Source organism: Sphingobium sp. B2D3A (assembly GCF_025961795.1).
Lineage (GTDB): Bacteria > Pseudomonadota > Alphaproteobacteria > Sphingomonadales > Sphingomonadaceae > Sphingobium.
In genome coordinates this window covers 3,434,774-3,457,756 of the sequence record NZ_JAOQOI010000001.1, presented here as the reverse complement: position 1 = coordinate 3,457,756, position 22,983 = coordinate 3,434,774, and the positions used below count along the sequence as shown (strand labels likewise).

Below are 22,983 nucleotides of genomic sequence, written 5' to 3'. Positions count from 1 at the left end.
CCGGGGCCGGTCGAGATTATATGAACTGTGCCGTCGATGGCGTTCAGCTCTTTGGCTCTGAGACCTCGGAAGGGCCGCTCTTTGCCTTGCGCGTAGCACTCCCCTTGCTGCGCTTGGGCGCAGCAGGCGTGATCTCGAAGGTGAGAGCGTCGTCCTTGAGGCGGACATGAACCTCGCCTCCGTGCACGAGCTTGCCGAACAGCAGTTCCTCGGCGAGGGGCTGCTTGATCTTCTCCTGCATGAGCCGACCCATCGGACGGGCACCGTACAGCTTGTCGTAGCCGCGGGCAGTGAGCCAGTTGCGGGCTTCGTCGTCGAGCGTGATGTGCACATCGCGATCGGCCAGTTGAAGCTCGAGTTGCAGGATGAACTTGTCGACCACGCGGGCGACGACTTCAGACGGCAGATAGCCAAAGGGCACGATGGCATCGAGGCGGTTGCGGAACTCCGGCGTGAAGAGCTTCTTCACGGCCTCTTCCTGCACATCCTCGCGCGTCGATTCCCCGAACCCGATCGATTCCTTCGCCATGTCGGACGCGCCGGCATTGGTCGTCATGATCAGGATCACGTTGCGGAAGTCGACGGTCTTGCCGTGGTGATCGGTCAGGCGCCCGTTGTCCATCACCTGCAGCAGGATGTTGAACAGGTCCGGATGGGCCTTTTCGATCTCGTCCAGCAGCAGCACGCAATGCGGGTTCTGGTCGATGGCATCAGTAAGCAGGCCGCCCTGATCATAGCCGACATAGCCCGGAGGCGCGCCGATCAGGCGGCTGACCGAATGACGCTCCATATATTCCGACATGTCGAAGCGCTGGAGCGGGATGCCGAGCAGCGTGGCAAGCTGGCGGGCAACTTCCGTCTTGCCGACGCCGGTGGGGCCCGAGAAGAGATAGTTGCCGATCGGCTTGTCCGGATCGCGCAGGCCGGCGCGCGACAGCTTGATCGCGGAGCTGAGCACCTCGATGGCCTTGTCCTGCCCGAAGACGACACGCTTGAGATCCGTCTGGAGGGTTTCCAGCACACTCTTGTCGTCGCTCGACACGGTCTTGGGCGGGATCCGCGCCATCGTTGCGATCACGGCCTCGATCTCCTTGGGCGTGATCATCTTCTTGCGACGCGAGGGCGGCACGAGCATCTGCATCGCGCCGACTTCGTCAATCACGTCGATCGCCTTGTCCGGCAGCTTGCGGTCGTTGATGTACCGCGCGGACAGTTCCACCGCCGCCTTGATGGCGTCGGGCGTGTATTTGACCGAGTGGTGATCCTCAAAGGCCGAGCGCAGGCCCATGAGGATCTTGACGGTATCATCCACGGTCGGCTCGTTCACATCGATCTTCTGGAAGCGACGCAGCAGCGCGCGGTCCTTCTCGAAGTGATTGCGGAACTCCTTGTATGTCGTCGAGCCGATGCAGCGGATCGCGCCACCCGAAAGCGCAGGCTTCAGGAGGTTCGAGGCGTCCATGGCGCCGCCTGACGTCGCGCCGGCGCCGATCACCGTGTGGATCTCGTCGATGAACAGCACCGCGTGCGGCATTTTTTCCAGTTCGGTAACGACGGCCTTCAGCCGCTCCTCGAAGTCGCCGCGATAGCGCGTGCCGGCGAGCAGCGCGCCCATGTCGAGTGAGTAGATCACCGCTTCCTTGAGCACGTCGGGCACTTCGCCATTGACGATCTTGCGCGCCAGACCCTCGGCAATGGCCGTCTTGCCCACGCCCGGATCACCCACATAGAGCGGGTTGTTCTTGGAACGCCGGCACAGGATCTGGATCGTCCGATCCACTTCGGAATCGCGGCCGATCAGCGGATCGACCTTTCCTTCCTTCGCCTTCTCGTTGAGATTGACGGTGAACTGATCGAGCGCGCCTTCCTTCTTCTTGGCCTCCGGCTTCTTCTCTTCCTCGGCCTGGGCTGGCTTGGCCGGCTCCGGCGAGGCAGCGCCCTTACCGACGCCGTGCGAGAGATAGGAAACCGCGTCGAGGCGGCTCATGTCCTGCTGCTGCAGGAAATAGACGGCATAGCTCTCCCGCTCGGAGAACAAAGCCACCAGCACATTGGCACCGGTCACTTCTTCCTTGCCGGAAGATTGGACGTGCAGGATCGCGCGCTGGACGACGCGCTGGAACCCGCTGGTGGGAGAGGGGTCGACGCCGCCGGAGACCTTCAGGCTCTCCAGTTCGGTATCGAGATAATGGGTGACCGTGTCGCCAAGCTCACCAAGATCTACGCCACAGGCCTGCATGACCTTTGCGGCATGTTCATCGTCAATCAGCGCCAGCAGCAGATGCTCGAGCGTCGCATATTCGTGCGCGCGCTCCGTGGCATGCGCCAGGGCATTGTGCAGAGTTGTTTCGAGGGCGGACGCGAAAGAGGGCATATCGTTCTACTCCTGCGGCCCGAGAGAGGGTCGCGTTAGGGTCAATGTCGGCACGCCGCGAGCCGCCTTCAAGGGCCGCTCTGTCATCCACCGATTTGCCGGAGGCCGATATGCGCCAGAAGGCGATCCTGCCTCCGCTCTCCTCATTTCTTGAATAGCGCCTCAGCGCTTGCCTTATGGTGAACCGCGCTCGATTTCTTGGCGCGGGTGCGCTCGATTTCGGCTGAAAGAAGGCTGATGCGTTCATCGAGCTCATCGACCGAAAGCCGATCCAAATCTTCGCGGATCAGCTGTGCAATCAGGTCGCCGGGCCGCGCCCGGGGTGAGGCGTCGTCGAAATCCATAACGACATGCTTGCGCCAAAGTCCGCGCAAGTCAACCGGGGTTGGCAGAAGCCTCGGCATGCCCGAAGGGGCGATCTCAATCCGCCTATCCTGCTTTCCGGGCTGGTCTTTTTCGCACCGGACTCTAGACGTAGGGCCGATCACGGCCAGCCAGGGGGAGCAAGCCAAGGTGACGAACCTGCCCGAGACCATGCGCGCCATTGCTATTCGGGAGCCAGGCGGGCCGGATGTGCTGACCGAGGTTCAGGTTCCTCTGCCGGTGCCCGCGCAAGGCGAAGTGCTCGTTGCGGTCGCGGCGGCAGGAGTCAATCGCCCGGACGTTCTGCAGCGGCAGGGCAGCTATCCGCCTCCGCCCGGCGCCTCCCCGCTGCCCGGGCTGGAAGTGGCCGGAACCATTGTGGCGGTGGGTGAGGGGGTAGGCCCTGACGTGATCGGCGAACGCGTCTGTTCGCTGGTCGCGGGCGGCGGTTATGCCGAATACGTCTGCGCCGACTATGCCCAATGCCTCGCCATTCCACCGGCGCTCTCGATGGAAGAAGCGGCCGCAATTCCTGAGACGCTGATGACGGTCTGGCACAATCTCTTCGAGCGCGCCTACATCGTGAACGGCGACAGCGTGCTCATCCATGGTGGGACGAGCGGCATCGGCACGATGGCCGTGGCTCTATGCCGGCTGTTCGAGATCACGACGATCGTCACCTGTGGCAGTGACGACAAGTGCCGCGCCGCGCTGGAATGGGGCGCTGGCCATGCGATCAATTATCGCAGCGAGGACTTCGTCGAAGCTGTGAAGCGCATCACGGATGGCAAGGGCGTGACGGCGGTGCTGGACATGGTGGGCGGCGATTATCTTCCGCGCAACCTGGAGTGCCTGGCGGAGGACGGCCGGCATGTCTCCATCGCAGTGCTGGGGGGGGCCAAGGCCGACCTGTTCATTCCCAAAATCATGATGCGCCGCCTGACGCTCACCGGGTCCACATTGCGGGCGCGGACCGCGGGCTTCAAGGGCCTGCTCGTCGATGAGATCCGCCGCACGGTCTGGTCGATGGCGGAGGAGGGCGCGCTGCGTCCCGCGCTGGACCGCGTCTTCCCGCTTGGCGAAGCCGCGCAAGCCCATGCGCTGATGGAAGCGGGCGGGCACTTCGGAAAGATCGTCCTGAAGGTGCGGTGAAGGGTCGACGAGTGACGCAAATCCGTCATATTCCCAGAAAAACTGTCACATTGTTCGGCTAGAGCGCGCTCGGGGAAATGGTGTCCCCGGGGGTCGAGAAAGCCATGAACGCCATCAGCTCAATCGCGCAGGAACGGGCCGTGCGCAGCGGTCATCCGCGCGCGCATTACCGCACCATCTGGATCAGCGACATTCATCTCGGCACCAAGGGGTGCAACGCCGAGATGCTGGTCGATTTTCTCGACAATGTGGACAGCGACACGCTGTACCTCGTCGGGGACATCGTCGACGGCTGGCAGCTCAAGAAGCGCGTCTACTGGCCGACCGCCCATAACGATGTGGTCTGGCGCGTGATGAAGCGGGCGCGGCGCGGCACGCGCGTCATCTATATCCCCGGCAATCATGACGAGATTTTCCGCCAGTTCACCGGCATGAGCTTTGGCGGCGTCGAAATCCGCCGCAAGATGATCCACACGACCGTAGAGGGCCGCAAGCTGCTGGTGTTGCACGGTGATGAGTTCGACGCGGTCATGCTCGCCCATCGCTGGCTCGCCTTCGTAGGGGACGCCGCCTACACCGCGCTGATGGCGCTCAATCGCCGCGTCAATCAGGTCCGCCGCTGGCTGGGCCTGCCTTATTGGTCGCTCTCCAAGATCGCCAAGCACAAGGTCAAGAACGCCGTGGCGTTCATCACCCGCTTCGAGGAGATCGTTGCGCATGAGGCGGGACGACGGCGTGTCGATGGCGTCGTCTGCGGGCACATCCACACGGCGGAAATCCGCCAGTTCGGCGAGATCACTTATTATAATGATGGCGACTGGGTGGAGGGATGCACGGCGCTTGTCGAGCATCATGATGGGCGGATGGAAATCCTGCACTGGGCCGAGGTGATGGCAGCGCGCACCCTAGGCGCCGCTGCGGATGATCTGGAGGCCGCCGCTTGAGCGGTTATGGGCCTGCGAAGGCCGGCCGGCGCATCCTCATCGTCACCGATGCCTGGGCACCCCAGGTCAATGGCGTCGTGCGCACGCTTCAGGCGGTTCGCGCAGAACTTGTCGCCATGGGGCATGTGGTCGAGGTGATCGCGCCCGACCGCTTTCACACGCTACCTTGCCCCACTTATCCAGAAATTCGGCTAGCGATGCCTGCGCCGGGGGCGATCGCCCGCATGATCGCGGCGTTCGGCCCGGATGCGATCCATCTCGCGACCGAAGGCCCACTGTGTCTGGCCGCGCGGCGCTGGTGCCTGCGGCATGACCGCCCGTTCACCACGGCGTTCCACACCAATTTCCCCGATTATGTCGAGCGGCGCACGGGCCTGTCGGCGGACTGGTTCTGGCCCTATTTCCGCTGGTTTCATGGGGCGGCGCAGGCGGTGCTCACGGCGACGCCGTCAGTGCGCGCCGAACTGCATCGCGCCGGCATCCGCCACACGCATCACTGGGGGCGCGGCGTCGATCTCACGCAATTCTCGCCGCTAGGGGATGGGCATCCCGCGCTTGCCGGCTTGCCGAGGCCAATCCTTCTTCACGTTGGCCGCGTCGCCGTGGAGAAGAATATCGAGGCCTTCCTTGCGCTCGATACGCCCGGCAGCAAGGTCGTGGTGGGCGATGGGCCTGCGCGCGCGGCGCTGGAGGCGCGACATCCTGCCGTTCATTTCCTCGGCATGTTGAGCGGCGAGGCGCTTGTCTCGGCCTATCGGGCTGCCGATGTCTTCGTCTTCCCCAGTCGCACCGACACCTTCGGGCTGGTGATGATCGAGGCGCTCGCCTGCGGTACGCCGGTGGCGGCTTATCCGGTCACCGGCCCGGTCGACGTGCTGACAGCACAGACCGGCACGATGGACGAGGATCTCGCGCGCGCCGTGACGCAGGCGCTGGAGCTTTCTCCGTCGGCCTGCACGGCGCATGCGCGCAGCTTCACCTGGCGGCGCAGCGCGGAGCAGTTCCTCGAGAGCTTGCACTGGCTCGGCGCCCCGGCGCTGGCACACGCGGCCTGAGCCCGTTGTAAGGGCCGAACGGTCTTTCGCCCCCTTGGGCGCCGCGACGCGCGCGAGCGCTTGCCGATCCAGCCGGAATAGCTTATCTGTGCGACCATCGAGGCCATCCCGTGAGGGGTGGCCCTTCTATTTTGCACAGAAGGACTTGTCCCGTGGCACAGCCGCTCATGCCCCACGCCACAGCCAGCTGGCTGGTCGACAACACTGCGCTCAGCTTTGAGCAGATTGCGGAATTCTGCGGTTTGCACATCCTCGAGGTGCAGGCGATCGCGGACGATACCGCCGGCACCAAATATACCGGCCGTGATCCGGTCCGTGCGCATGAAATCTCGGTGGAGGAAATCCACAAGGGCGAGCAGAACCCTGATTACAAGCTGCAGATGCTAAAGGGGCCGGACCCGGTCCGCCGCACCAAAGGACCGCGCTACACGCCGGTTTCCAAGCGTCAGGACAAGCCGGACGGCATCGCCTGGATTCTGCGCCACCATCCCGAGGTTTCGGACGGCGCAATCGGCAAGCTGATCGGCACGACGCGCACGACCATCCAGGCGATCCGCGAGCGGACGCACTGGAACATCAGCAACATCCAGCCCAAGGACCCGGTGACGCTGGGCCTGTGCTCGCAGCGTGAGCTGGATGCACTGGTGGCCAAGGCGGCCAAGAAGGCCGGCATCGAAGCGCCGACCGACAACCGTCTCGATGGCGACCGTGAGGCACTGATCGCCGAACTGCGCCAGGAGCGCGAGGACGCACAGCGCCGCGCGTCTGAAACGATGCTGGCGGAGGAAGCCGCTTTGTTCGCGAGCCGCCCCCGCGAAGACTGATTTCGCGCCCCGATTCGGGGCGTTCGGGGTCGAATTTACACTGTGATCAAAAGCATTCATCCGGGCGACGTAGCGTCGCCCGGCATGGCGTTGCCTTGCCACGCGGGATCGCATAGCCTCTCCGTATGGAGAGCGAAAAACCCGCCTGGCAGGACCATTATGATCACCCCGTTGCGTGGGCGCAGGACTTTGCCCCGCTATCGCTGCCGGAGATGCTGCGGTCTGCCGTGGAGCAGGACGGCAGCCGCCCGATGCTTGATTTTTACGGGCGCAAGTTCAGCTATGCCGAGTGCTACCGCAATGCACGGCGCTTCGCTGCCGGGCTGATCGGCCTCGGCGTCCAGCCCGGTGACCGGGTCGGTCTCTACCTCCCCAATGTCCCGCATTACGTCGTGGCTTATTATGGCGCGATGATGGCCGGCGCCATCGCGGTCAATTTCTCGCCGCTCTATACGGTCGAGGAACTGGCGCATCAGGCCGAGGACAGCGGGACGACCCTGCTGGTGACCATCTCCGCCAAGCCCCTGTTCGGCAATGCCTGCGCCGTGCTGGATTGCTCCTGCATCGACCGGCTGGTGGTCGGCTCCGTCGCCGGTGGCCTGCCGCTGGGCAAATCCTTGCTCTACCGACTGTTCAAGCGGTCGGCCGATGACCATGTCCCGTCCGATCCGCGCATTCTCTCGTTCGGCTCGCTGCTGGGCGATGATCCCTCCAGCCTGCCGTCGATCGATCCCCTGCGCGACCTTGCCTTGCTGCAATACACCGGTGGCACCACCGGGCGACCCAAGGGCGCGATGCTCACCCACCAGAACCTCTCGGCCAATGCGCGGCAGATCGACCTGCTCGATCCCTGGCATGCCCTTGAGGACCGCATTCTGGGTGCGCTGCCCTTCTTCCACGTGTTCGCCAACACGGCGGTGCTCAATCGCACAGTCGTTCGCGGCGGGGAGATCGTCATTCTTCCGCGTTTCGACGCGCGGCAGGTCATCGCAGCGATCCAGCGGACCCGCGTCACCTCGCTGCCCGGGGTGCCGACCATGTTCCAGGCTCTGCTGGACAGTCCCTATCTCGCCAAAGCCGACCTCTCTTCCCTGCGCGTCTGCATTTCCGGTGGCGCGCCGCTGCCACTGCCACTCAAGGAGCGGTTCATGGCGACCACCGGCGCGCGGCTGGTCGAAGGCTATGGGCTGACGGAGAGCAGCGGCGTCGTCTCGGCCAATCCCTATGATGGGCCGGGCAAGACCGGCTCGATCGGCCAGCCCATTCCCGGCACGCGCGTGCGCCTGCTCGACCGGGAAGATCCGTCCCGGCTTGCCCAGCCGGGGGAACCGGGTGAGATCGCCTTTGACGGCCCGCAAAGAATGCAAGGCTATTGGCAGAATCCGGATGCCGATCGGGAGGTCTTCGTCGATGGTTTCCTGCGCACCGGTGACGTCGGCACCATCGATCAAGACGGCTATTTCCGCGTGGTCGACCGCATCAAGGACATGATCGCGGTTGGTGGCTTCAAGGTTTTCCCCAGCCAGGTCGAGGACGTGCTGTATCGCCATCCCGCCGTTCGGGAAGCGCTCGTGATCGGCATTCCCGATGATTATCGCGGCGAGGTGCCCAAGGCCTTCGTGACCTTGCGGCCCGAGGTGCAGGACGACATCGACGGGGAGCGTCTCAAGGACTGGCTCAACCCGCAGCTCGGCAAGCATGAGCGCGTCTGCGCGGTCGAAATTCGCGAGAGCCTGCCGCGCACATTGGTCGGCAAGCTCTCGCGCAAGGAACTTGTCGCGGAAGAGCGGGCCAAGGCGGGGCTTGTTTGAGGGTTTCTCTCCCGGCTCATCGTTGGGGGGGACTGAGGGATGAGCCGGGAGAGATGATAGCGGCAATTGCGGGGAGCCGCATCATTCCCTCAACGCGGCTGTCAATGGACGGTTCCCACGCAATGTTGGACCTGGAGAAGAAACAGGACGCGCTCCACCTCTCTCCAGTGGCAGAAGCGGATGTGGTTGCCGACATCGCGGCTGCGATCCGCGCGCTGGGCCGCCTCAACGCCCGCGTGATCGCCGAAAATGCGCATCAATGCGGTGGCGTCGTCGTAACTCCGACGGTCGACCATGATCGGAAGATGCATTCAATATTCGAATCCCTTGCCCCCGCAAAATCAAGTCATTCTGGTCCAGCTGAATCCATTCACGGACCGTGCCAGCTTCGCCCTCTATCCGTGCCGGACGCCCCACGCTGGCTAAGCACGGCTTAACCAAGTCCCGTGCGGGAGCAATCTGTCCAGTTACGGCACGACGAAGACCGCGCGCTTGTTCGGCTGGCATCGCGGCGCGGGACATGGCATGGGCGTGACATGACCAATCCGAATTCTTCAGGCGACAAATCACCCATGGGCGGCGGTGCGCCGCTGGCAGGCCTTATTCTCCTTGGCACGATCGTCGGCATCGCGACCGGGCAGCCCTCGATCGGCATTCTGGCCGGGCTTGCGCTGGGGGTGATCGTGGCTGTCGCGATCTGGCTGAAGGGCCGGGGCTGATCCGCGCAGATAAGGGCGCGCATGGCTGCTCGGCTTGTTGCGTCAAGGCAGGCGTAGCCGTAAGATCGTCGCCATGAAAAAGATCATCCTGCTGACACTCGCCGCGCTGATCCTCATCGCGGGTGGCGTGTTCTATTATCTGTCGCGCCCCGATGTCGCGCGCCTGCCGGAAACCGCGCTTGAAGGGCGTGAGCCCGAGTTCACGCCGGCGCGCAAGCAGATCCTCCCCACTGTCATGATCGCCAAGCCAGTCGGCTGGACCGATGGCGCCGCGCCGGTGGCCGCGCGTGGTCTCGTCGTGCAGCGTTTCGCAGCCGGTCTCGATCACCCTCGCCAGATGCTGCGCCTGCCCAATGGCGACATTCTGGTGGCGGAGACCAACAGCCCGCCCCGCAAAGCCGGTGGCATCCAGGATTGGATCATGGGCAAGCTGATCGGCTTTGCCGGCGCTGGTGGCGTGTCCGCCAATCGCATCACGCTGCTGCGCGATACCAATGGCGACGGCATTGCCGAGCAGCGGCATGTTCTGCTAGAAGGGCTGAACTCGCCCTATGGCATGGCGCTGATCGACGAGACGCTCTACGTCGCGAACACCGACAGCCTGATGGCCTTCCCCTACAAGCTGGGCGAAACGCGGATCAGCGTGAAAGGCCGCAAGGTCGCCAATCTTCCCGCCAATGCGCCCAATAATCATTGGACGCGCAGCCTTGCAGCGAGCCCGGACGGCAAGCTCTATGTCGGCGTCGGCTCGAACAGCAATATCGCCGAGAACGGGCTGGATGCGGAGGATTATCGCGCCGCCATTCTGGAGATCGATCCGCGCAAGGGCGAGGCGAATATCTTCGCCAGCGGCCTGCGCAACCCCACCGATCTGGCCTGGAACCCGTGGACCGGCTCGCTCTGGGCGGTCGTCAACGAGCGGGACATGCTGGGCTCGGACCTCGTGCCGGATTACATGACGGATGTGGAATTCGCGGCCTTCTACGGCTGGCCGTGGAATTACTGGGGCGGCTATGTCGACCGGCGCGTGCAGCCGCAGCGCGATGATCTGCGCGAATATACCCGCCGCCCGGCCTTTGGTCTGGGCACGCACACGGCGCCCCTGGGCCTGGCCTTCACGCCGGGGTCCGCGCTTGGCGCGCCGTTTAGCCAGGGGGCCTTCGTGGCCCTGCATGGCAGCTGGAACCGCAAGCCGCCCAGCGGCTACAAGGTCTCCTATGTCGCCTTTGACGATCGCGGCCGGCCGCAGGGCAAGCTGGTCGATCTTCTCACCGGCTTCCTTAACAAGGACGGGCAGGCGCAGGGTCGCCCGGTCGACGTGCTGGTGGCCGCCGATGGATCGGTGCTGGTCAGTGACGATGTCGGCGGGATCATCTGGCGTGTGAGCAATTCCGCAAAACCGGCCGCCGCGCCGACGCCGGAGCGCGCGCCAGCCTCCTGAGCCTTTTGCAGAATTGATTGTGCCTCGTGCTCCTGCGAAAGCAGGAGCCCAGGGAGCAGCCGAAGAGAAAACCCCGCCCTAGGCTCCTGCTTTCGCAGGAGCACAGTTTTCATCGTGGTCTCGGCACCATCCTCAGCGGTCGAGCGTAATGCCTGCCCGCCCCGCCAGTTCCACCACATATTGCCAGGCCACCCGGCCCGAGCGGCTGCCGCGCTGGGTCGCCCACTGGATCGCGGCCAGTGGATCGACGTCCAGCTCATAACGGGCGGCGTAGCGGCGCACGATGGCGACATAGGCATCCTGATCGAGCGCATGGAAGCCGAGCGACAGGCCGAACCGATCGGAAAGGGCCATCCGGTCGTCCACGACGTCGCGCGGATTGATTGGGTCATCCTGCTCGCTCATGGAGCGCGGCACGATGTGGCGTCGGTTGGAGGTCGCATAGAGCCGCACATGGCTCCCGCGCGCACTGGCGCCACCCTGCAGCAGCGAGCGCAGCGCTCGTGCATCGGCGCCAAAGTCACCGTCGAAACCAAGGTCGTCGATGTAGAGGACGATCGGCCGGCGCGCGGCGCGCAGCAGCGAGAACAGCGTTGCGAGGCTGCGCAGATCGTCCGTGGCGATCTCGACCATCGCGAGCGGAAGCCCTTCCTTCTGCACCTGGCCGACACAGGCGGCCACCGTGGCCGACTTGCCCGTGCCCCGCGCACCCCACAGCAGAATGTCGTGCGCCGCATGGCCCCGCGCGAGGCGACGGGTATTCTCAAGGCAAGCCTCTTTCTGCGCGTCGATGCCGGTCAGCAGGGCGTAGTCGATCGGCTCGAAGCCCTCGATAGGCACCAGCATCTTCCCATCCCATCGATAGGCCGGATGCGCTTCCAGGTCGGGGGTGGCGGCGGCATTCGGCGCAAGCCGTTCGAGCGCGGCGGCGATCCGCGCGAGCGCATCGTCCATGGATGGTGTGGACATGGCATTTCCCTCGGTCATCATGGATTGAGCCGTGGCGGGCCGTTCCCGCGAGGTCAAGACGCGAAGGCCGGCGGCACCGGTCTCCGCCCTGTCGCCGCCACGCTATCATGCCGCTTCAATGTGTCACGCGGCGCGGCTATAGGCCGCACATGTCCCGCGCCACCCGGTCCCTCGAAACGCGTATTCGCGCCTATGACAGCGCCGGGCTGGCGGAAGCCGCCGCGCTGATCATGGCCGGCGAACCGGTCGCCGTGCCCACCGAGACGGTTTACGGTCTCGCCGCCGATGCGACCAACGATCTCGCCGTGGCGCGCATCTATGAGGCCAAGGGCCGCCCGTCCTTCAATCCCCTGATCGTCCATGTCAGCGATGTCGCGATGGCGCGCCAGTTGGTGTCGTTCAACGCCACGGCACAGGCGCTGGCCGAGGCATTCTGGCCAGGCGCGCTGACCATGGTCCTGCCGCGCCTGCCCGATAGTCCCGTCGCCGGGCTTGCCAGCGCCGGTCTTCCCACGCTGGCGGTGCGGCTGCCATCGCATCCGGCAATGCGCGCGCTCATCGGCGCGGCGGGCGTGCCGTTGGCCGCCCCCTCGGCCAATCGCTCCGGCGCGATCAGCCCGACCCGCGCCAGCCATGTGCTGGCTAGCCTCGGCGGGCGTATCCCGTTCATCCTCGATGCCGGGCCAGCCAGCGATGGCGTGGAATCGACCATCGTCGAGCCGCTCGACGATGCGATCATCCTGCTGCGGCCCGGCCCCGTGACCCCGGAGCGCCTGGAAGCGATCACCGGACGACCAGTGCGCGCACCGGCAGCCAGTGCAGGGATTACCGCGCCCGGCCAACTCGAAAGCCATTATGCGCCATCCAAACCCTTGATGCTCAACTGCACGGACCCTGCGCCGGGCAGTTTCCACATCGGTTTCGGTCCGGGACCATCCCAGCGCAACCTCAGCCCGAGCGGTGATCTGATCGAAGCCGCCGCGCATCTGTTCGCCGCTCTGCACGAGGCGGATGAGAGCGCGGCGGCGCGCATTTCGGTGGCGCCGATCCCGTCTGAAGGGCTCGGCCTTGCCATCAACGATCGTCTGCGGCGCGCGGCTGCGTGAGGTCGGCCTGAGCAGTGAGTCGGTCGAAAATATGCGGGACGGGCGGGGGCGATCGACCGCTGGCCATCCTCGCGAATCTCGCACCTGTGGCAGGCAGCGGCGGCTCATGCACGGTTTGCCGCTGGCTGGTTTGCGGTTTTTGAAGAGTTCGTGAAGGCTCGATTGTCAAATCCATGCGTTATGCACGGACGCGGCAAATCCAGTTGGCGTGTCGGCAGTAAACGGAGGACTGAATAATTGATCGCCTTATCCAGAGTTGATCTCGATTCTTCGTTGATCTTCGTTGCATTTTTTACACTCGCGGCTGCACTTTTGACACTTCGTGCCGTTTCTGCGCCGCATCGTATTTCTCGGCCAGTTTCCGAGGAAGTGCACGAGTTTTTGGGCGCTTCGTTCGGCGCGCTTTTCGCCACGGCGCTGGTCACCTGGCAGATCGGCTCGGTCATCCCCATCTTTCTCGCCGCGATCACGCTGGTCGCAATTGCGCGCTATTATCTCGTGCGCTTCAGCATGCCGGGCATCCTCTGGCTGACTGGCGCCGGGCTTGGCAGCGTGATGACGAGCCTGTGGGGCACGCTGTTCATTCTCGAAGCCGGCCTGCCGCCATTGCTGATGGTGCTGGCCTTCGCCGCGCTGGGGCTGACCCTGTTCGCCTTCCTCGCCAATCTCATCGCCAGCGTGGCGCGCGAAGCAGTGCTGACGCATGAGCGCTGGCGCCTGCCGGTGGCGATCCCCTCATCCGATCCCGCGGCCGCGCATCTCAAGGTCTCGCTGCACCTCGCTTGCTATGCCGAGCCGCCCGAGATCGTGATCGAGACGATGAACCGCCTCGCCGCGCAGGATTACGATAATTTCGAAGTTCTGGTCTGCGATAACAATACGAAGGACGAAGCTCTTTGGAGGCCCTTGGAAGCCCATTGCGCGCGCCTCAACGCGAAGCTCGGCAAGGAGTGCTTCCGCTTCTTCCATGTCGACCCGCTGCCGGGCGCCAAGGCCGGCGCGCTCAATTTCCTCCTTGAGCAGACCGCCTACGATGCGCAGATCATCGGCGTGATCGATGCCGATTATTACTCCCGCAACGACTTCCTCTCGCGCTTGCTACCGTTCTTCGCCGATCCGAAGCTCGGCTACATTCAGACGCCCCACGACTATCGCGACTATGAGGGCAATGACTATCTGAGTGCCTGCTATTGGGAATATATGCCCGTCAACAAGGTCGATTACCCCGGCGTGAGTGAATATGGCGGCGCCTTCACCATCGGGACGATGTGCCTGATGCGCAAGGATGCGCTGGTGAAAGCCGGTGGCTGGGCGGAATGGTGCCTCACGGAAGATTCGGAAGTCTCCGTGCGCCTGCGCAAGGTCGGCTATGAGGGCCTGTATTTCGGCGAGACCTTCGGCCGCGGCCTGATCCCCGAGACCTTCGACGATTACAAGAAGCAGCGCTTCCGGTGGACGGCGGGTCCGGTGCAGCAGCTGCGTCGTCACTGGCGCCTGTTCCTGCCGGCGCCCTTTGCCGCGCCACTGCCGGGTTGGACCAAATTGCTGGAAGTCGTGCGCTGCCTCGCGCCGTTGCAGACGCTGGCCGCGCTCGTCGTCAGCGTGGGGGGCATGATTGCCATGGTCGTCGGGCTGGCCATCGGCGCTATGGAGCCGGTCAAGGTGCCGTCCATCGCCGGTCTGCTGATGCTCATCGGTGCGGCGACATGGTGGGTGCGGCTCGTGCATCGCTATCGCCTGTCCGGCTGCTATGACACTGGCGCCATGGTGTGGGGCGAGATCGCCCGCGCCTCGCTCAGCTATGTCGTGCTGGTCGCAGGCATTGCCGGCCTCTCGAATCGCCCGCTCGCTTGGCGACGTACGCCCAAGTTCGCCGGACTGGCCGACGAATCGCCCTTTGCAGCGACCCGGCCAGAGACGATCGCAGGGTGCGCGTCGCTCGCCGTGGCAGTGCTCTGCCTGTTCGCCATCGGGCTGCTTGGCACGGGCATCGCGCTCCTCAGCTTTATCGGCTTCGTGTCGCTGGCCCTGCGCTTCTTCTGTGCGCCGTTGATGGCGGCGACGGCCATTCGTGCCTCCCGCCCGGCGCCCCGGCCGTCTCGCCCGCGCTACATTCCGCGGGATGCGCGCGTGGCCGTCAGCCGCGTCTGGGAAAGCTGAGGTTCTGACAATCGAGGGGAGGGCGGCTAGTCCCGCCCTCCTGCCTCATTCGCAATAATAAGGGTCGTAGCGCGCCTTGCATTTGCGCCGGAGTTCGCGACCCCGTTCCCGATCCGCTTCGTCGCCGCTGACCGTTGCCCAGTCAGCCATCTTCGCACCGGCATCGACCGGCGCCTTGGCCACCTTATAGGCCGTACGGGCGACGCAGCCCTGCAGGGTGAGCGGTCCAAGCACGCTCGCGGCGATCAGCAGGGCAGGTCGAACCATGGCAGCCTCTCCAATGTCCATCGGGGACAGGAGCACTGTCTGAGCGGCTTCCCGCCGTCGCGCAAGCCTGCTGCGCCGGAATGGCCCCCGTTTCCCCTCAGTTTCGCAGGCGGTCGGCAAAGCCCTTGCGCAGCTTCTGCAGCTTGGGTGGGATCACCGCCATGCAATAAGGGTTCCGGTCGCCGACCCGATCCCAATATTGCTGGTGATAATCTTCGGCAGGATACCAGGTGGCAAGCGGCTCGATCGTCGTGACGATGGGGCTCGGCCAGTCCGCCTGTGCCCGTTCCATGGCAGCGCGCGCTTCTGCCTCCTGCCCGGCATCATGCGGGAAGATTGCGGAGCGATATTGGGTGCCGATGTCATTTCCCTGCCGATTCAGCGTCGTCGGGTCATGCGTGGCGAAGAAGATATCGAGCAGATCGCCATAGCCGATCACGGCCGGATCATAAGTGATGCGGATCGCTTCGGCATGGCCCGTGCTGCCCGAGCAGACCTCCTCATAAGTGGGGTTGGGCTTGCTGCCGCCGATATAGCCGCTCTCGACGGACTCGACGCCTGCGAGATTTTGATAGACCGCTTCTGTGCACCAGAAGCAGCCGCCGGCCAGCGTTGCAGTCGCGCTCATGAGTGGGCGTCCTTTCGAGGAGGGGGTGTGTTGCCTCAAAGATAGGAAGTCGGTGGCGGGGTGCAAAGGGGCGCGCCCAGTCCACCTGCCGTTCGTGTCGAGCCCTTTGACTGCCCGCAGGCGGGCGCTCAGGATAAACTTCAGCTGCAAGCTGAAGTCGAGACACGTCAAGCGCAGTGGCAAAGTGTCTCGACTTCGCTCGACACGAATGGGAACGGGAACGGGAATCCGCTGGCCGTTGCCTAAAGGCGCAGCCCCGTCGTCTCCGGCAGGCCCGCCATCAGGTTGAGGTTCTGCACGGCCGCACCGGACGCGCCCTTGCCGAGATTGTCGAGCGCCGCGACCAGACGGATTTGCGCGCTGTTTTCATCCGCAAACACGAACAGACGCATGATGTCCTTGTCCCGCAGCAACTCGATGGGGAGCGTCGCAGCCTCATAGCCATCCGCCACGCTGATGATCGGCGAGCCTGCATAATGCTCGGCCAGTGCTGCGCGCATGGCGCGGGCATCCGTGCCATTGGTCAGCAGATCGCTATGCAGCGGCACGTCCACGATCATGCCAGAATAGACCGGCACGACAGCCGGCGCGAACAGCGGGCGATGCGTCAGGCCGCAGCGGGCCTGCATTTCGGGCACATGCTTGTGGCCAAGGCCGAGCGCGTAGGTGCGGAAGGCACTCGGCGCGCCATCAGCGCCCTCATATTCGGCGATCATGGCTTTGCCGCCGCCGGAATAGCCGGAGGCGGCGTTGCATGTGAGCTGCGTCTCGGCGGGGATGATGCCGGCTTTCACCAGCGGCGCGACCAGCGCGATGAAGCCGGTCGAGTAGCAGCCGGGATTGCTCACGAAGCGGGCTTTCGCGACCGCATCATGGCCGGAGACCTCCGGCATGCCATACACCCAGCCGTCGGCCACGCGATGCGCCGTCGAGGCGTCGATCACCCGCGTGCGATCATTGGCGATCATTTGCACGGACTGGCGCGCCGCGTCGTCGGGCAGGCAGAGAATGACGATATCGGCGGCGTTGATCGCTTCGGCGCGCGCGCCATCGTCCTTGCGGGCGGCATCGCCCAGCGTGATGAGATCGAATTCGCTGCGCCCCTCCAGCCGGTCCCGGATCTGGATGCCGGTGGTCCCGGCGGCGCCGTCAATGAAAATCTTTGTCATGTCGTAATCCTGCGCCGGCCTGTCACCGGCTGCTCATGCGTGTCGCGGAGCCGCGCGACGACATCGTCCAGCGGCTCGATGGTCACGGCCATCGCGTGAGCATTGGCATGGATCAGGCGCTCGCCATCCACCATCAGCCCCACATGGCCGGGGAAGAAGATGATGTCGCCTCGTCGGAGCGCCGCATTGTCGCCCAGCGCCTCGCCGACGGCCTCGGCCTGCTGGTCGGTGTCGCGCGGTGCGTTTATCCCACAGGCAGCCAGAGCGATCTGCACCAGCCCCGAGCAATCGAGCCCCAGGCCCCGGCCACCCCATATATAGGGCGCGCCCAAGTGGCGCTCCGCGACGGCAACCCAGTCGCTCTCGACATCCGCGAGGGTGCGGACGTGCCGCTGATGAACGAACCCGCCATCGATAGCGAGAAAATCGCCCTGCGCCGTACCGGCCAGTTTGGCACCGGCGGGCAGGAGCATCTGCACCGGTGACTTGATATCGGCCGCCGCGAACACCGGCGCGAGGCCGCGTGCGACATGGCTGGCCTCGACAGGTTCGCCCAGCGCGTCCAGCGGCACATAGCCGACATAATGGTCATGGCCGCAATAGCCCCAGGCCCAGCCGGCGCGGGCATCGAGCATGTGAAAGCTCTCGCCATAGAGCAGCTCGCTCACGGCGCTTGCGGCGACGTCCGGTGCGGCGCGCAGCATCGTGGCGGCCACCACGCAGCTGCGCGGCACCGGCGCGGCATAATGCGGCGCGAAATACAGATCGGCGAGGGCCACATCGGCCAGATCGGGCCGGATCGCGCGCACGCGCGGATCGTAGCTGCGGGATGTCCCATCCAGCTTCACGCTCTTGCGTTCGGGCGACGACGCCACGCTAGTCCCGGCGATGGTCTGTTTCATCGGCGCCCCCTGCGGCAAAACAGGCCGAAAGGTCAAGGGATACCCGACCGCAACGGTGCATCCCGGCCCTTGGCGCAGATGCCCGGATCGCTCAATCCCCAGACTGTCCGTAGCGCTTTTGCAGCATGGCGAAGGTCGCGCGCAGGCCCAACGCCTCACCCCCCTTAGGGCGCCCCGGTTTGACGGTCGGCCGCCATGCGAAGGTGTCGAAATGCACCCATGGGGTCTTGTCCGGCACGAAGCGCTGGAGGAACAGCGCCGCCGTAGAGGCGCCGGCAAAAGGCGTTTCGCCGCTGTTGGAGAGGTCCGCGATGTCGCTCTTGAACAGGTCGTTGTAGGGCGCCCATAGGGGCAGGCGCCACAGCGGATCGTCCGCGTCGCTGCCACAGCTGGCCAGCGTGGCCGCCAGCGCATCGTCATTGGTGAAGAGCGCAGGCAGGTCCGGGCCGAGCGCGACCCGCGCCGCACCGGTCAGCGTGGCGAAGTCGATGATGAGTTCGGGCTTGTCTTCGCCGGCCCGCGTCAGCGCGTCGCCGAGCACCAGCCGTCCCTCCGCATCGGTATTGCCGATCTCCACGGTCAGCCCCTTGCGGCTGCGCAGCACATCGCCGGGGCGGAAGGCATTGCCGGCGATGGCGTTCTCGGCGACCGGCAGCAGCAGGTGCAGGCGCACCGGCAGGCCCGCACCCATCACCAGATCCGCCAGCGCCAGCGCATGGGCCGCGCCGCCCATGTCCTTCTTCATCAGGCGCATCCCGGAAGCCGGCTTGATGTCGAGCCCACCGGTATCGAAGGTAATGCCTTTGCCGACCAGCGCGACGCGGGGATGATCCTCGGGGCCCCAGACCAGCTCGATGAGGCGGGGCGCATTGGCCCGGTCCGCCGCGCGGCCGACGGCGTGGATCATCGGATAGCCCGATTCGAGCGCATCGCCGCGCGTCACGGTCATGGTGGCGCCATGGCGATCGGCGACCGCGCGCGTCTGCGCCTCGATCTCGCCCGGCCCCATCTCGGCCGTCGGCGTATTGACCATATCGCGCACCAGTGCGGTCGCGCGGGCTTGCGCGGCGGCACCGTCAATGGCGCCGGGCTGGCCGGTGAGCAGAACGCAAGGCCCCTTGGCCGCCGGCTTGGCCTTGTAGCGCTCAAAGCGATATTGCGCCGTCATCCAGCCGAAGATGGCCGGGCCCGGCTCCCGCTCGGCCAGGCGATAGGTTCCCGCGGGCAGCACGCCCGGCAGTTTGGCGAGGCACCAGCTGGAGAGCGAGTCGACATTGGCGACATATGTCACCACGCTCCATGCATCGGGTTTTTCCCCGGGCAGGATGGCGTGGGCATAGGCCTTTGGCTGGTAATTCTGCGCCACGAGCGCGGCGCGTTCCCGCTCGGTCCGTCCGGCGAGCCATTGCTCATGGCTGGCGGCATCGATGAGGTGGATGAGATGGGCGGTCTGGCCCGTGTCGGGGCGCACGAGATCGGCTGGGTCCGTCATAATGCAGGGTTAGAGTGCGCAGGGGGCCTCGGCAAGCGCCGGCTGATCCGTTAGGCTCGCCCCATTCGTGAAAGGATTGCCCCATGGCCCCCATCAAGTCCGCCACTCTGCTCAGCCTTTGCATCGCGCTGGCCGCCTGCGGCAATGAGACCGTCCCCAACAATATGCAGGCGCCGGTAGAAAACGCGGCCAACGCAGCCGAGCCCGCCAATGCGATGCAGGCCAATGCCGTGGCGGGCAAGTCGGTGGCGTTCACCAAGGGCGAATCCGAATTTCGCGTCAGCTGGCCTGCCGCGGCCGCTGCCATCGCCCCGCTCGATGCCATGCTGCAGGAGAGCGCGGAGAAGCAGCGCAAGGAAACGGAGGACGGCATCCGGGCAGAAGAAGCCTCCGCAAAGGAAGCCGGCTATCCCTTCCGTGGCTATAGCTACACCGAGGACTGGTCCGTGGCGGCCGACGTGCCGACGCTGCTCGTTCTGCGCAGCGAAGGCTATAGCTATACCGGCGGCGCTCACGGCATGCCGCTGGTCAAGGTGCTCTACTGGGACAAGGCTGGGAACAAGGCGCTGGAGGCCAGCGACCTGTTCGACATTGCTGCGCTAGGCCGCGCCGTTAAAGACCGCTTCTGCGCGGCTTTGGACGCCGAGCGCGCCAAGCGGCGCGGCGAGCCGGTCGGCAGCGGCGAGGGCAGCCCGATCCCCGAATTCGACCAATGTGTCGATCCAACCAAGCAGACGATCATTGCCGCGACGTCAGGTGGCGGCGCGCTCAACCGCCTCCACTTCGTGATCATGCCCTATGAGGCCGGACCCTATGCGGAAGGGATCTACGAGATCGAAGTGCCGGTGGATGTCGCAGTGCTGGGCGCGGTGAAACCGGCCTGGAAGGAGGCCTTCGCGGCGGCACAGTAGGCCCGCAATCCCCACCTCCCGTTCGTGTCGAGCGAAGTCGAGACACACAAGCACCGCTCTTCCCGTGTCTCGACTTCGCTCGACACAAACGGCAGGCTGGAAAGCTTGGTCAGACCGAAATCGGCACGCCAAACAGGTCGTGCTCGTCCGCATCTTCGATCTCCACCGAGACGAAATCACCCGCCGCAAGCCCCGGATTGACATCGCGCAGATACACGTGCCCGTCGATCTCAGGCGCGTCAGCCTGGCTGCGGCCGGTCGCCCCGACACTGCCGTCCTCATCCGGTTCGCCAACCTCGTCAATAACCACAGGCAGCGTGCGGCCGATCTTGGCCGCCAGCTTCGCTGCTGAAATCCGCGCGCAGGCGTCCATGATCCGCTGGAAGCGCTCTTCCTTGATCTCGTCCGGCACATGGTCGGGCAGGGCATTGGCCTGCGCCCCTTCCACCGGCTCGAAGCGGAAGGCGCCGACGCGATCGAGCTGCGCTTCTTCCAGCCAGTCGAGCAGATACTGGAAGTCCGCCTCCGTCTCGCCGGGGAAGCCGACGACGAAGCTGGAGCGGATTGCGATATCGGGGCAGATTTCCCGCCAGCCGCGCAGGCGCTCCAGCACCTTGGCCTCGTTGGCCGGGCGCTTCATGGCGCGCAGCACATTGGGCGCGGCGTGCTGGAAGGGGATGTCGAGATAGGGCGTCAGCAGCCCCTCCGCCATCAGCGGGATCACCGCGTCGACATGCGGATAGGGGTAGACATAATGCAGCCGCACCCAGGGCTGCTCGCCCTGCGGCGTACGCAGCTGGCCAAGCGCGCGGGCGAGGTCAGTCATATGCGTGCGGATAGGCTCGCCCTTCCACAACCGCTCCTCATGGCGCACGTCCACGCCATAGGCAGAGGTGTCCTGGCTGATGATCAGCAGTTCCTTGGTGCCCGCCGCGAGCAGCTTCTCCGCCTCGCGCAGCACAGCATCGATCCGCCGGCTGGCGAGCTTCCCGCGCAAATCGGGGATGATGCAGAAGGCGCAGCTGTGGTTGCAGCCCTCGCTGATCTTCACATAGCCATAATGGCGCGGGGTGAGCTTGAGGCCACCCTCGGGCACCAGATCGACAAAGGCATTGGGGACGGGCGGCGCGGCATCATGCACCGCATTGACCACATCCTCATACTGATGCGCTCCAGTGATGGCGAGCACCTGCGGGAAGCGGGCGCGGATCAGCTCGGCCTCATTGCCCATGCAGCCGGTCACGATCACGCGACCGTTCTCGGCAATGGCCTCGCCAATTGCCTCGAGGCTTTCTTCCTTGGCGCTGTCGAGGAAGCCGCAGGTATTCACCAGCACCACGTCCGCGCCATCATAGTCCGGGGACAAGGCGTAACCATCGCTCCTCAGCTTGGTGAGGATACGTTCTGAATCGACCAGCGCCTTGGGGCAGCCGAGCGAGACCATGCCCACCTTGGGCGCGTCGGGAATTTTCAATGCCATGATTGCGCGCGCATATAGGGCGCCGGCAAGCAAAAGGCGAGTCGTCCCGCGCGGTCCATCTGCGCCGTTACGCCGGGCTGGGGCTGGGCGGTGTTTCGCCGTCGTTGGGAATGATCTCGATGATCATGTCGCCCGCATAGAGCATCGCGGCCTCTGGCTCCCAGAAACCATAAGCGCGCCCGGCCCGGTAGAGCCGCACGCCCAGGCCGGTCTGGATCGCGCTCAGCGGTTCGCCCACCTCGGCCTGCGTGACGCGGCGCTCGCGCAGCTGCACGCGCCCGCCAGATGCAGCAAGATCGGCCATATAATCGGCGATATGGGCGCCTTGGCACGAACCGGCGAGCAGCAGTCCGGCGAAACTGACCGGATTGATGACCGTCGTCGCGCCCGCCTGGCGGGCGAGCGACTCGTTGTCTGGCGCCCTCACGACGACACTCAGCGGGATATCGGGCGCGAGATGGCGAGCCGTCAGCGTCACGAGGATCGAAGTGTCGTCGCGTCCGGCCGAGACGATCATGGCCTGCGCTTCCTGAACGCGCACGTCCATCAGCGTCTGGTCGCGCGTCGCATCCCCTTTCAGGATGTTGCAACCAGCGGCCTCGGCCAGCGCCAGTGATTCGTCGCTGCGCTCAATGACGACGATGCAGCGTGGGTCTGTGCCGCGCGCCACCAGCTCCCGCACCGCCTCGGAACCGCTCGTGCCGAAGCCGGCGACGATGATGTGGTTGGTGAGGGACTTCTGGATCTGCGACATGCGCCACCTGTGCCAAACATTGCGGAAAACGAACTGATAGGCCGTGCCAAGAAAGATCAGCCAGACGAAGATGCGCGCCGGGGTAACGAAGATGCTCTCGAACAACCGGGTGCGGTCCGTTACCGGCACGATGTCTCCATAGCCCACGGTGGTGACAGTCACGGCGGTGAAGTAGACGACATCGCCAAAGCTGACCTCCCCGTCGAGATTGTCGCGCAGCCCGTCTCGCTCAAACCAGTGAACCAGCAGAACGAAGGTCGCGAGGATCAGAATCGCGCCCACCCGCCACGCGAGGTCCGCCCAGACCGGCAGGGACGAGCGCCGTCGCAAAAAGGCGCGCGGCGGCACGCGGGGATCGTCGCGCTGGAACATCACCGGCCTTGTGCCAGCGGGGAGGGCAGGGTGCAAGGCGAGGTAGGGGCAGGGGTGAACCTTCTCCCCTCATCTTCCAAGAAGGGGCTT

General features: G+C 65.1%; 21 protein-coding genes. 10 read left to right on the top strand and 11 right to left on the bottom strand.

The window, feature by feature from the left end; genetic code table 11:
• Positions 1-43 precede the first annotated feature (43 nt).
• Positions 44-2,374, bottom strand: coding sequence for an ATP-dependent Clp protease ATP-binding subunit ClpA (gene clpA, locus M2337_RS16105; RefSeq protein WP_181560356.1), 2,331 nt, complete (start codon positions 2,372-2,374; stop codon positions 44-46).
• A 143-nt stretch (positions 2,375-2,517) separates the two neighbouring features.
• Positions 2,518-2,718, bottom strand: a complete 201-nt coding sequence (locus tag M2337_RS16100; RefSeq protein WP_181560355.1) for a DUF1192 domain-containing protein — start codon at positions 2,716-2,718, stop codon at positions 2,518-2,520.
• Between the two features lie 190 nt (positions 2,719-2,908).
• Between M2337_RS16100 and M2337_RS16095 the strand changes: the two genes are divergently transcribed.
• The 5 genes from M2337_RS16095 (at position 2,909) to M2337_RS16075 (ending at position 8,523) form a co-directional block, all read left to right on the top strand.
• The gene (locus M2337_RS16095) at positions 2,909-3,889 is read left to right on the top strand and encodes an NAD(P)H-quinone oxidoreductase (RefSeq protein ID WP_264572295.1); all 981 of its coding nucleotides are present in this window, start codon (positions 2,909-2,911) and stop codon (positions 3,887-3,889) included.
• A 104-nt stretch (positions 3,890-3,993) separates the two neighbouring features.
• Positions 3,994-4,833, top strand: a complete 840-nt coding sequence (locus M2337_RS16090; protein WP_264571052.1) for a UDP-2,3-diacylglucosamine diphosphatase — start codon at positions 3,994-3,996, stop codon at positions 4,831-4,833.
• Positions 4,830-5,888: a glycosyltransferase family 4 protein gene (locus M2337_RS16085; RefSeq protein ID WP_264571051.1), complete on the top strand. Its 1,059-nt coding sequence runs from the start codon at positions 4,830-4,832 to the stop codon at positions 5,886-5,888. The genes M2337_RS16090 and M2337_RS16085 overlap by 4 nt, the downstream gene beginning before the upstream one ends.
• Positions 5,889-6,055: 167 nt before the next feature.
• A complete protein-coding gene (locus M2337_RS16080) occupies positions 6,056-6,712 on the top strand; it encodes a DUF1013 domain-containing protein (protein WP_181561486.1) in 657 nt (218 codons plus the stop codon).
• Positions 6,713-6,837: 125 nt separating this feature from the next.
• The gene (locus M2337_RS16075; RefSeq protein ID WP_264571050.1) at positions 6,838-8,523 is read left to right on the top strand and encodes a long-chain-fatty-acid--CoA ligase; all 1,686 of its coding nucleotides are present in this window, start codon (positions 6,838-6,840) and stop codon (positions 8,521-8,523) included.
• 101 nt (positions 8,524-8,624) lie between these two features.
• Here the strand turns inward: M2337_RS16075 and M2337_RS16070 are convergent, their stop codons facing one another.
• Positions 8,625-8,834, bottom strand: coding sequence for a hypothetical protein (locus M2337_RS16070; RefSeq protein WP_181560352.1), 210 nt, complete (start codon positions 8,832-8,834; stop codon positions 8,625-8,627).
• Positions 8,835-9,059: 225 nt separating this feature from the next.
• On the opposite strand from M2337_RS16070, the gene M2337_RS16065 reads away from it, so the two are divergent.
• Entirely contained in the window at positions 9,060-9,242 is a 183-nt protein-coding gene (locus M2337_RS16065; RefSeq protein ID WP_264571049.1) for a hypothetical protein, read from the top strand.
• 73 nt (positions 9,243-9,315) lie between these two features.
• Positions 9,316-10,683, top strand: coding sequence for a PQQ-dependent sugar dehydrogenase (locus tag M2337_RS16060; protein ID WP_264571048.1), 1,368 nt, complete (start codon positions 9,316-9,318; stop codon positions 10,681-10,683).
• A gap of 132 nt (positions 10,684-10,815) precedes the next feature.
• On the opposite strand, the gene M2337_RS16055 is transcribed toward M2337_RS16060, so the two are convergent.
• On the bottom strand, positions 10,816-11,637 hold the full coding sequence (locus M2337_RS16055) for an ATP-binding protein (RefSeq protein ID WP_264572294.1): 822 nt from the start codon (positions 11,635-11,637) through the stop codon (positions 10,816-10,818).
• Positions 11,638-11,801: 164 nt separating this feature from the next.
• Here M2337_RS16055 and M2337_RS16050 point away from each other — a divergent pair, with 164 nt between their 5' ends.
• A complete protein-coding gene (locus tag M2337_RS16050) occupies positions 11,802-12,758 on the top strand; it encodes an L-threonylcarbamoyladenylate synthase (protein ID WP_264571047.1) in 957 nt (318 codons plus the stop codon).
• A gap of 369 nt (positions 12,759-13,127) precedes the next feature.
• Positions 13,128-14,918: a glycosyltransferase gene (locus M2337_RS16045; RefSeq protein WP_264571046.1), complete on the top strand. Its 1,791-nt coding sequence runs from the start codon at positions 13,128-13,130 to the stop codon at positions 14,916-14,918.
• 45 nt (positions 14,919-14,963) lie between these two features.
• Here M2337_RS16045 and M2337_RS16040 read toward each other — a convergent pair whose 3' ends face one another.
• From M2337_RS16040 to M2337_RS16020, 5 genes are all read right to left on the bottom strand, one after another.
• Positions 14,964-15,185, bottom strand: coding sequence for a hypothetical protein (locus M2337_RS16040; RefSeq protein WP_264571045.1), 222 nt, complete (start codon positions 15,183-15,185; stop codon positions 14,964-14,966).
• A 97-nt stretch (positions 15,186-15,282) separates the two neighbouring features.
• Complete coding sequence (gene msrA / locus M2337_RS16035) at positions 15,283-15,813, bottom strand: peptide-methionine (S)-S-oxide reductase MsrA (RefSeq protein ID WP_264571044.1); 531 nt, start codon at positions 15,811-15,813, stop codon at positions 15,283-15,285.
• A 242-nt stretch (positions 15,814-16,055) separates the two neighbouring features.
• Positions 16,056-16,982 carry an N-acetyl-gamma-glutamyl-phosphate reductase gene (gene argC, locus M2337_RS16030; RefSeq protein ID WP_264571043.1) on the bottom strand — a complete coding sequence of 309 codons (927 nt, stop codon included), beginning with the start codon at positions 16,980-16,982 and terminating at the stop codon, positions 16,056-16,058.
• Positions 16,979-17,884 carry a C40 family peptidase gene (locus M2337_RS16025; RefSeq protein WP_264571042.1) on the bottom strand — a complete coding sequence of 302 codons (906 nt, stop codon included), beginning with the start codon at positions 17,882-17,884 and terminating at the stop codon, positions 16,979-16,981. The genes argC and M2337_RS16025 overlap by 4 nt, the downstream gene beginning before the upstream one ends.
• Before the next feature lie 91 nt (positions 17,885-17,975).
• Positions 17,976-19,376, bottom strand: coding sequence for a leucyl aminopeptidase family protein (locus M2337_RS16020; protein ID WP_264571041.1), 1,401 nt, complete (start codon positions 19,374-19,376; stop codon positions 17,976-17,978).
• Between the two features lie 83 nt (positions 19,377-19,459).
• On the opposite strand from M2337_RS16020, the gene M2337_RS16015 reads away from it, so the two are divergent.
• A complete protein-coding gene (locus M2337_RS16015; protein ID WP_264571040.1) occupies positions 19,460-20,287 on the top strand; it encodes a DUF3298 and DUF4163 domain-containing protein in 828 nt (275 codons plus the stop codon).
• Positions 20,288-20,396: 109 nt separating this feature from the next.
• Here M2337_RS16015 and rimO read toward each other — a convergent pair whose 3' ends face one another.
• Together rimO and M2337_RS16005 are read right to left on the bottom strand one after the other, a co-directional pair.
• A complete protein-coding gene (gene rimO / locus M2337_RS16010; protein ID WP_264571039.1) occupies positions 20,397-21,767 on the bottom strand; it encodes a 30S ribosomal protein S12 methylthiotransferase RimO in 1,371 nt (456 codons plus the stop codon).
• Between the two features lie 67 nt (positions 21,768-21,834).
• A complete protein-coding gene (locus M2337_RS16005; protein WP_264571038.1) occupies positions 21,835-22,893 on the bottom strand; it encodes a potassium channel family protein in 1,059 nt (352 codons plus the stop codon).
• Positions 22,894-22,983 lie beyond the last annotated feature (90 nt).

Excerpts from the sequence above, each read along its gene's own strand:
- clpA (WP_181560356.1), bottom strand. The coding sequence starts at position 2,374 with ATGCCCTCTTTCGCGTCCGCCCTCGAAACAACTCTGCACAATGCCCTG.
- M2337_RS16100 (WP_181560355.1), bottom strand. The coding sequence starts at position 2,718 with ATGGATTTCGACGACGCCTCACCCCGGGCGCGGCCCGGCGACCTGATT.
- M2337_RS16095 (WP_264572295.1), top strand. The coding sequence starts at position 2,909 with ATGCGCGCCATTGCTATTCGGGAGCCAGGCGGGCCGGATGTGCTGACC.
- M2337_RS16090 (WP_264571052.1), top strand. The coding sequence starts at position 3,994 with ATGAACGCCATCAGCTCAATCGCGCAGGAACGGGCCGTGCGCAGCGGT.
- M2337_RS16080 (WP_181561486.1), top strand. The coding sequence starts at position 6,056 with ATGCCCCACGCCACAGCCAGCTGGCTGGTCGACAACACTGCGCTCAGC.
- M2337_RS16075 (WP_264571050.1), top strand. The coding sequence starts at position 6,838 with ATGGAGAGCGAAAAACCCGCCTGGCAGGACCATTATGATCACCCCGTT.
- M2337_RS16070 (WP_181560352.1), bottom strand. The coding sequence starts at position 8,834 with ATGCATCTTCCGATCATGGTCGACCGTCGGAGTTACGACGACGCCACC.
- M2337_RS16065 (WP_264571049.1), top strand. The coding sequence starts at position 9,060 with ATGACCAATCCGAATTCTTCAGGCGACAAATCACCCATGGGCGGCGGT.
- M2337_RS16060 (WP_264571048.1), top strand. The coding sequence starts at position 9,316 with ATGAAAAAGATCATCCTGCTGACACTCGCCGCGCTGATCCTCATCGCG.
- M2337_RS16055 (WP_264572294.1), bottom strand. The coding sequence starts at position 11,637 with ATGGACGATGCGCTCGCGCGGATCGCCGCCGCGCTCGAACGGCTTGCG.
- M2337_RS16050 (WP_264571047.1), top strand. The coding sequence starts at position 11,802 with ATGTCCCGCGCCACCCGGTCCCTCGAAACGCGTATTCGCGCCTATGAC.
- M2337_RS16040 (WP_264571045.1), bottom strand. The coding sequence starts at position 15,185 with ATGGTTCGACCTGCCCTGCTGATCGCCGCGAGCGTGCTTGGACCGCTC.
- msrA (WP_264571044.1), bottom strand. The coding sequence starts at position 15,813 with ATGAGCGCGACTGCAACGCTGGCCGGCGGCTGCTTCTGGTGCACAGAA.
- argC (WP_264571043.1), bottom strand. The coding sequence starts at position 16,982 with ATGACAAAGATTTTCATTGACGGCGCCGCCGGGACCACCGGCATCCAG.
- M2337_RS16025 (WP_264571042.1), bottom strand. The coding sequence starts at position 17,884 with ATGAAACAGACCATCGCCGGGACTAGCGTGGCGTCGTCGCCCGAACGC.
- M2337_RS16020 (WP_264571041.1), bottom strand. The coding sequence starts at position 19,376 with ATGACGGACCCAGCCGATCTCGTGCGCCCCGACACGGGCCAGACCGCC.
- M2337_RS16015 (WP_264571040.1), top strand. The coding sequence starts at position 19,460 with ATGGCCCCCATCAAGTCCGCCACTCTGCTCAGCCTTTGCATCGCGCTG.
- rimO (WP_264571039.1), bottom strand. The coding sequence starts at position 21,767 with ATGGCATTGAAAATTCCCGACGCGCCCAAGGTGGGCATGGTCTCGCTC.
- M2337_RS16005 (WP_264571038.1), bottom strand. The coding sequence starts at position 22,893 with ATGTTCCAGCGCGACGATCCCCGCGTGCCGCCGCGCGCCTTTTTGCGA.